Below are 7995 nucleotides of genomic sequence, written 5' to 3'. Positions count from 1 at the left end.
GGCCGGGGCCGCCAGGACCGCCGGGGCCACCAGGACCACCGGGCCCGCCGTTCGACGGCGGCTCGCCCGGCGGCGGCCCGCCGTCGAACGGTCCCTGCTGCGCATACTTCGCGCGTGCGAAATCCCAGTTGCCGTGCTCGGCGTAACCCGCCACCAGTTCGCGCTCCAGCGCGGCCTGGTCGGCGGCGCTTTGTTCCTGCAGGAAGTCGATGAAGCCGAACTCGAAACTCGTGCGGATCGCGACGCCCATCGCCACGGCGACCAGGACGCAGGCCGAGAGAATCGCGAGAAAGAGTTTGGACGTGATGCTGGCTTTCATGGGAGGCCCGGCGGGGACGGATCGGCGAGGCCGGATCGCGTCCGTCGCATTGACGGTCTGAACGGTGTAATTGGCTTAATCGGTGTATTCGATTCGATAGCCGCTATTTTCCCCGAAGCGGACAGCAAGCGCCGAATTGAGGAGGCGAATTCACATTTTCTCCAGTTTTCCCGTCTTTTTCCTGCACTTTTGTTCCGTATGATCCACCCTCGTCGAATCGCGGCTGCTGGGTCCCAGCGCGTGGTTCCTCAGTTGCTTTCAGCTTGACCTAGTGGGGGACAGATCGATGGACATTCATGTGCTGGTGGTGGAGCCCGATGAGGGTTACCGCGACAATCTGCGCAGTTATCTGCAACGTCAGCAGATCACCATGTCGGTGCTGTACGGCACCAAGGGGCTCGAACAGCGCCTCGCGCGCGAGATGCCCTCGCTGATCCTGATGCGTCACGACACGCGCGACGTCAACGGCATTGCCGCGCTGCGCAGTCTGCGCGAATGCGGGCATTCGGTGCCGGTGATCATCGTGAGCGAGAGCGCCGACGTGGCCGACAAGGTGCTGGCCTTCGAACTGGGCGCCAACGATTTCCTCGTCGATCCGTTCGATCCGCGCGAACTGCTCGCACGCATGCGCCACGCGCTGCGCTGCAAGATCGATTTGCCCGATGCGCCGCCGAAAAAGGCGCGCTACGAATTCGACGGTTTCGAACTCGACGCCATCGACAATCAGCTGTTCAAGAACGGCTCGCGCATTCCCGCGCCGCCGCTCGCGCTGGCGGTGTTGACGGTGTTCGCCGCGAACCGCATGCGTCCGTTGTCGCGCGAGCGCATTCTGAGCCAGCTCGATCGCAATTCGCAATTGCATGCTCGCAGTCTCGACGTGATCGTGTTTCGTCTGCGCAAGTTGCTGGGTTTGTCGCCGTGCGGCCGTCAATATATTCAGACGCGTTATCGCGACGGTTATGTGTTTTGCCCCGACGACGCCTTTCTCAGCGTTGGCGGCGTGGTGGCGGAAGCGACGGCTTGAGTGTGTCCGGCGCTTCGATCAACGTTTCAATCAGCGTTTCAATCGCGCCACATGCAAAGCGGAAAACAATCTTGATGGAAGCTGAATAATGCAAGAGCGCGCGGCGATTGATATGCGTGCCCGTGGCGGAATTCGGTTTTGCGCCGCGCCGCGAAACGCCTGATGCATAACGCGTTTTGCGCACGCAACGTATTGCGGTCGACGCGTGAAAAGCGCTATCCCGGCAGCGTGAAATGCATTGCAAAAAGCGCGCAAAGAGCTTCGATTAAATGATGCGTTAGAAAAGCGATAGCCCCTCCCTAGCATCGATCAGACCTTGCACACCGCAAGGCTTGATACACGCTTTAGGGGTTTCGCTTGAAAACTACAACATGGCTCGGCGCATTGACCGCCGCGCTGCTCTCATCGCACGCCTTCGCCCAGAACTCGGTCACGCTCTACGGCATGATCGACGCCGGTCTCATGTACACCAACAACGTGAGCAAGTCCGGCAATAGCGGCGCGCTCGTCCAGGCCACCAGCGGCAATATCAACGGCAGCCGTTTCGGCATTCGCGGACGCGAATCGCTCGGCGACGGCGTCACCGCGCTGTTCGTACTCGAAAACGGCTTTAACGTGCAGAACGGCAAACTCGGCCAGGACAATCGTCTGTTCGGCCGCGAAGCGTGGGTCGGTCTCGCGAGCGACCGCTATGGTTTTGCCGCCGTGGGTCGTCAATACGATTCAGTGGTCGATTACGTTGCGCCGCTCTCGGCCGAAGCGGGTTCGTTCGGCAAGTCGAGTTTCGCGCACCCGTTCGACAACGATAATCTCGCCGATTCGCTGCGCTTCAGCAACGCCGTCAAATACGCGAGCCCGAATTTCGCGGGTCTGCAATTCGGCGGTCTCTACGCATTCTCCAACGACACCGACTTCAACGAGAACCGCGCATGGAGCGCGGGCGCACGCTACACGCAAGGACCGCTGAGCGTGGGCGCGGGCTATCTGCAGATCGACCGCGCGGGCAGCACGAGCACGGGCGCGGTCGACGTCAGCGAATCGTCGGGCAATGGCGTCGGCGGATTCACGTTGTCGGCGGCGGTGCAGCGCGTGGCGGCGGGCGCGATTCGTTATGCGTCGGGCGGCGCGTCGCTCGCGTTCGTCTACACGCATAGCGAGTTCGAAGGCAGCACGGCGTTTGGCTCGGCGGGCGGCGACGTGCGCTTCGACAACTACGAACTCAACGGCCAATATCCGCTCGCGGATCACCTGTCGCTCGGCCTTGCTTACGTGTACACCGACGGCCAGGTTTCGCAGAGCCGCACCTACGGCAGCGATCCGAAGTGGCAGCAGGCCGACGCGCAACTGGTCTATTCGTTCTCGAAGCGCACCGACGTGTATCTCGAAGGGATCTATCAGCACGTATCGGGGCATCGCTACGTGGCGTTCATCGACACGGCGGGCGGCGCGTCGTCGACCGCGACGCAGGTGGTCGCGACCGTGGGTCTGCGCACGCGCTTCTGATTGCGGCTCGATGACGAACGGCGACGCGACGTGTGCCGCGTCGCCGTGTCGTTCACCTTAACCGGCGACGCCGATCCGCCATTGCCCCGCGGGCAGCGTGCCCTTCACCGCGAACTCGCCGACGATCCGATCTTTGTAGATGCGCGGATTGTGCGACGTGATCGTGCGCGCGTTGCGCCAGTGACGATCGAGCGCCTGCGGGCGCAATGTCGCCGATGCGCCGAGCGCGTCGAACACATTCGCCGTTGCGTCCAGCACGAGTTGGGACACCACGGTCTGCGCCTGCCAGATTTCGATTTCGGCTTCGGCGATCGCAGCGGCTTCATGCGCCTGGCCCACGGCGCGCTCGGCGCGTTCGAGTGCGCGCGCCGCCTGCGCGACCGCCGCGCTCGCTGTCCACGCATGCGCGCGCACGCGGCCGATCACCTGCAACACCTGGGCGTCGTCGGCGGGACGCGCGGCCGGCGCGTGGCTGTAACTGCGCGTGCGCGCCGCGACCAGCGCCGCCGCTTCGTTGGCCGCTGCGCGGTTGATGCCCGCGAGCGTGGCCAGATGCACGAGCTGATAGTAGGCCTCGGAATACGCGAAGGGCGCGCGCCCGGCGACGATCTCGTGTTCTTCGACCCGCACGTCGCTGAAGCGGCTCGTGCCGCTCGCCGTGAGGCGCTGACCCATGCCGTCCCAATCGTCGATCACGTCCACGCCCGGCGCGCGCCGGTCGATCGTCAGCGAAACGGATTCGCCGTTTTCGTCGCTTGCGCCGACGTGAATCCAGTCGGCGAACAGCGAGCCCGTCGTGTAGAACTTCGTGCCGTTCAAGCGCCAGCCATCGGGCGTGCGTGTGAGGCGCGTCGAGAACTTCGCCTGCTTCGCCTCGCCGGTTTCGGACCACGCCGCGCCCGCGATCGCGCCGTTCGCGAGACGCGCGAACCAGCGCGTCTGACGCTCGGGATCGCTCGCGAGAATGTGCTCGACGAAACCGAAATGCGCGCGCAGCGCCTGGGTGAGATTGGATTCCGCTTCCGACAATTCGATCAGCAGTTCGAAGAATTCCGGCAGGCTCAGGCCGAGTCCGCCGTGCTCGCGCGGCACGCGCGCGGCAGTGAGGCGCGCCTCGCGCAGCCATTCGAGGGCTTCGTAGGGCAAGCTGCGTTCGGTCTCGCGCGCGGCGGCGTGCTCGCGAATGCGCGCGAACAGCGGCCGGAACGGCGCGGCGGCTTGTGCGTAGGTGTCGGGCAGCGGCTCGCCCCAGGCGGGGCCGGTGACGATGCCGGGCGGCAGCGGCGCGGTGCGGTCTTGGCTCATGTCGATGAAATCCTCGGTCGGTTGGATGCGTGATTCATGCAAGTTCAGGCAAGCGATGCGGAAAGCGCAGTGGCCTCCTGCACCGCCCACGGCCGCAGACGTCGCGCCGGATGACGGTCGGGCAGATGCGGGCCGTCGCGGAACAGTTTTTCGCGCAGCGTGCCGGGCGCGTACTCGCGCTGCATCAGGCCGCGTTTTTGCAGCACGGGCACGACGTGATCGACGAACTCGCTCCACCAGCCGAGCGTCGTGACCGGCACGACGTTGAAGCCCGCGACGCCCGCGGCGGCCCAGCGCTCGACTTCGTCGGCGATCTGCTCGGGCGTGCCCGCGAACTGCGCGGAGATGGTCTTGCGCAAGGCGTCGCCGAACGTCACGACGCCTTGCGGCGCGGCGTCGATGAACGCGCGCACGCTGCCGCGCGTGCCGTTCTGCTCGCGCAGTTCGGTCAGCGGCGTGGCCGGATCGATGGTGGTCAGATCGACGCCGATGCCGCCGCTCCAGAAGACCGCGAGCGCGTCGAGGCTGAACGAGTCGAGGATCTCGGCGCGGCGCGCCTTCGCTTCGGCTTCGGTGCTGCCGATCACGGGCGAGAGCATGACGATCGCGCGGATGTCCTCGGCGTGACGACCGGCGGCCACGGCGCGGCGGCGCAGATCGGCGAGATCGTTGGCGGCGCTTTCGGGCGTGCGCGAGGGCAGGAACGTCACCTCGGCGTGACGCGCGGCGAAGTCGCGGCCCGCTTCGGACGAACCCGCCTGGAACAGCACCGGCGTGCGTTGCGGCGAGGTCCGCACGAGATGCGGACCGGCCACGCGATAGCGCGCGCCCACGTGATCGATCGCGTGCAGGCGCGCGGGATCGACGAGCGTGTCGCGCGCGGCGTCGGCGACCCACGCACCGTCTTCCCAACTCGCTTCCCAGAGCTTGTACGCCACCTCGGCGTATTCCTCGCCCCAGACGTAGCGCTCGTCGTGCGGCGGCAGTTTGTCGAAGCCGTAATTGCGCGCGGTGTTGTCGAGATAGGACGTGACGATGTTCCAGGCCACGCGCCCTTCGCTCAGATGATCGAGCGTCGAGAGCTTGCGCGCGAAGCTGAACGGATGCTCCTGAATCACCGAACTCGTGACCGCGAAGCCGATATCGTTCGTGGCCGCCGCGAGCGCGGATACGAGCGCGGCCGGATCGTGCGAGGGAAACTGCATGCCGGTGCGCGCGGCCTGCTGCCATTGTCCGCTCGACGTTTCATACAGGCCCGCGACGTCGGCGAGAAACACCACGTCGAAACAGCCGCGCTCGGCCGTTTTCGCAAGCTCGATCCACGGTCCGAGCTTGTGGAAATCGAGTTGATGCTGGCCCTCAGGATGACGCCAGAAACCGTGGCTATGATGGTTCGGCGTGACGTGCGCGAACGCGTTGTAAATCAGCGGACGACGTGCGCCGTCCGAATGCGAGTATTGGCTCATTTTCCGGTTGCCTCCGCGATCTGTTGTTTGCTCCAGGCCTGCACAGGCGTCTTCTGCCAGGCGCTGTACGGCACCGCGTCGTCGACCACTTCATGGCCGTCCTGCACGTGGCCCGCGTAGGCCCAGATGTTTTCCTGGCGCGGCATGCCTTCGACCGGCGCGACGGCCGTGAAGTCGATCGGATGCAGCACGTCGGTCGTGAACTGCTTGTCGTTCGTGACGTAGTTGCGGAAGCTGTCGACGGTCACGCTTGGCAGCTTGCGGGCGATCTGCGCGAAGGTCCACACGGCGAGCCAGTCGGTCGTGGTCGAACCGTCGGTCGGGCCTTTCACGTCGTGATGCGGGTCGTATTGCGCGAGCTGGCGCTCGTACTCAGCCCAGGTCGGAAAGCGCTTCGCGTCCTCGCCTTTTTCGAGCGCGAGCGAATTCGGGAACGGCGCTTTGCTGAGCGCGGCAATGGTCGCGTCCTCGATCACGTTGTTGCTGCTCACGAACGGAATCGTCAGGCCCTGCTGCGCGGCGGCTTCGACCAGCAGCGTCTGCTGTTCGGGCGGATAGAGCATGCCGCCCCAGACATCGGGTTTGAGCGCCTTGATCTTCGCGATATACGGCGCGAAGTCGGTGGTCGCGGGCGGCACCTCGACGATCTGCACGTCGCTCACGCCCGCTTGCGCATAACCGAAGCGCGCCGTCTGCTGATAGGTCTTGTTGCCGAGCATCGAGACATAGACCGCGCGCTTCGCGCCGAAACGTTTCGCGCCCAGATACGTGCCCTGCGCCGCGCCCGCCGCGTTGAGCGCGGTGATGAACGAGAGCGGATTGCGCACGTCGGACGGGTCGCTGCCCATCGGGAACCACGCGGCCATGTTCTTCGCGCGCAGGATCTTGTCGACGCCGTTGGCGCTGCTGCCGCCGATCAGCGTGATTGCGCCTTCGTCGGCGAGCCGGCGCGCGCACGCGAGGCTCGCGGCGGGCTGGCCCTTGGTATCGCAGATCTCGACCACGAGCTTGCGGCCGTGTATGCCGCCCTGGTCGTTGACGGCGCGCGCGGCGATCTGCGCGGCGCGGCCCGGGTCGGTCACGGCGAACGGCGAGCCGCTCTGCGCGATGATGAAGCCGACCAGCACGGGCGGCTGATCGGCGGCGTTGGCTGCGTTGGCGTCAGTGGCCGTATCGATGGCCACACCGAAAGCGGCGGCCGCGAAGCCCAGGGCGAGCGCGAGCGCGCGAGGGCGGGGAAAGCGTGATTTCATGCTGGCGGAAGCGATAAGAGTGAACGGGTTGAGTGAGCGTCGATGCGCGATTCAGACATCGATGGCGTGACCAAGATAGATCCCTTCGATTTCCTCGGCGCGCGCGAGCAGTTCGTCGCGGCGCAGATGCAGCTTCACGACGCCTTCGGCCACGATGGCCGCGTGCGTCGCCATGCGTTCGGCGATATGAATGTGCTGTTCGACGGCGAGCACGGCGGTGCCGTCCTGACGCGCGCGTTCGACCACGGAGTCGACGAGACGGCGCGCCATCGCGGGGCTCAGGCCGAACGTGAGTTCGTCGAGCAGCACCACGCGCGGACGGCGCAGCAGCGCGCGCGCCACGGCCACCATCTGCTGCTCACCGCCGCTCAGTTGCCCGGCGCGCACGTGCAGGCGCGCTTCGAGTTCGGGGAAAATATCGAGCAGCGCGTCGGGCGCGAGATCGGCGAGGCCCATGTTTTCCGCGACCGTGAGCGAGGCGAACAGGCTGCGGCCCTTGATGACGAGGCCGGTGCCGCGCTGTGCGCGCGTATGCGGCGCGCCCGTGAGCGGCCTTCCGTCGAGCAGGATCTCGCCTTCGACTTGCGGCAGGAAGCCCGCGACGGCGAGCAGCGTCGTCGACTTGCCCGCGCCGTTGCGGCCGAGCAGTGCGACGATCTGGCCCGCGTGCACGTCGAGCGTAACGTCGCGCAGGATCTGGCGGCGGCCATAACCCGCGCGCAGGCCGCGTAGACTGAGTACAGGCGTGCTCATGCGAGGACTCCCTTGCGAACCTTATCTTTCGAAATTGATTCGATATCCTGATCATGTTCGATCGCGGCGATCGCCTCAGCATCGAGCGGATCGCCGAGATAGGCGCGGCGCACGGCGGGCAGGCGCAGCACTTCGGCGGGCGTGCCTTGTGCGATCACGCGCCCGGCATCCATGACGATGGCCGCGTCGCAGGTGGCGAGCACGACGTCGATGTTGTGCTCGACCAGCAGGATCGCCACGCCGAGTTCGCGCGCCGCGCGCCGGATCACGCCGATCGCATGCTGGCGCGCCTCGGGACTCAGCGCGGCGGCGGGCTCGTCGAGACAGAGCACGCGGGGCCGCGCGGCGAGTGCGCGGGCCAGCGTCACGCGC

Annotated in this window: 6 protein-coding genes and 2 pseudogenes; 2 read left to right on the top strand and 6 right to left on the bottom strand. The window is 66.0% G+C overall.

All coding sequences use genetic code 11. The features are described 5' to 3' along the window. Positions 1–319, bottom strand: a pseudogene (locus G3N97_RS34010) (two-component sensor histidine kinase); the annotation flags it as partial. 286 nt (positions 320–605) lie between these two features. On the opposite strand from G3N97_RS34010, the gene G3N97_RS34005 reads away from it, so the two are divergent. Together G3N97_RS34005 and G3N97_RS34000 are read left to right on the top strand one after the other, a co-directional pair. Then, positions 606–1343 carry a response regulator transcription factor gene (locus tag G3N97_RS34005; RefSeq protein ID WP_205997261.1) on the top strand — a complete coding sequence of 246 codons (738 nt, stop codon included), beginning with the start codon at positions 606–608 and terminating at the stop codon, positions 1341–1343. Between the two features lie 357 nt (positions 1344–1700). Continuing rightward, entirely contained in the window at positions 1701–2846 is a 1146-nt protein-coding gene (locus G3N97_RS34000; protein ID WP_205997260.1) for a porin, read from the top strand. A 57-nt stretch (positions 2847–2903) separates the two neighbouring features. Here the strand turns inward: G3N97_RS34000 and G3N97_RS33995 are convergent, their stop codons facing one another. The 5 genes and pseudogenes from G3N97_RS33995 to G3N97_RS33975 form a co-directional block, all read right to left on the bottom strand. Then, positions 2904–4151, bottom strand: coding sequence for an acyl-CoA dehydrogenase family protein (locus tag G3N97_RS33995; RefSeq protein WP_205997259.1), 1248 nt, complete (start codon positions 4149–4151; stop codon positions 2904–2906). 44 nt (positions 4152–4195) lie between these two features. Beyond that, positions 4196–5617 carry an NtaA/DmoA family FMN-dependent monooxygenase gene (locus G3N97_RS33990; protein WP_205997258.1) on the bottom strand — a complete coding sequence of 474 codons (1422 nt, stop codon included), beginning with the start codon at positions 5615–5617 and terminating at the stop codon, positions 4196–4198. Further along, entirely contained in the window at positions 5614–6870 is a 1257-nt protein-coding gene (locus G3N97_RS33985) for an ABC transporter substrate-binding protein (protein ID WP_205997257.1), read from the bottom strand. The genes G3N97_RS33990 and G3N97_RS33985 overlap by 4 nt, the downstream gene beginning before the upstream one ends. Positions 6871–6921: 51 nt before the next feature. Then, positions 6922–7623: an ATP-binding cassette domain-containing protein gene (locus G3N97_RS33980; RefSeq protein WP_205997256.1), complete on the bottom strand. Its 702-nt coding sequence runs from the start codon at positions 7621–7623 to the stop codon at positions 6922–6924. Continuing rightward, positions 7620–7995 (bottom strand): annotated as a pseudogene (locus tag G3N97_RS33975) (hypothetical protein); the annotation flags it as partial. The gene G3N97_RS33980 and the pseudogene G3N97_RS33975, both read right to left, overlap by 4 nt.

It is taken from the genome of Paraburkholderia sp. Ac-20347 (assembly GCF_017104805.1).
GTDB classification, from domain to species: Bacteria; Pseudomonadota; Gammaproteobacteria; order Burkholderiales; family Burkholderiaceae; genus Paraburkholderia; species Paraburkholderia tropica.
This window is presented reverse-complemented; position numbering and strand designations above follow the sequence as displayed.

Coding starts and splice junctions, on each gene's coding strand:
- G3N97_RS34005 (WP_205997261.1), top strand. CDS start 606: ATGGACATTCATGTGCTGGTGGTGGAGCCCGATGAGGGTTACCGCGAC.
- G3N97_RS33995 (WP_205997259.1), bottom strand. CDS start 4,151: ATGAGCCAAGACCGCACCGCGCCGCTGCCGCCCGGCATCGTCACCGGC.
- G3N97_RS33990 (WP_205997258.1), bottom strand. CDS start 5,617: ATGAGCCAATACTCGCATTCGGACGGCGCACGTCGTCCGCTGATTTAC.
- G3N97_RS33985 (WP_205997257.1), bottom strand. CDS start 6,870: ATGAAATCACGCTTTCCCCGCCCTCGCGCGCTCGCGCTCGCCCTGGGC.
- G3N97_RS33980 (WP_205997256.1), bottom strand. CDS start 7,623: ATGAGCACGCCTGTACTCAGTCTACGCGGCCTGCGCGCGGGTTATGGC.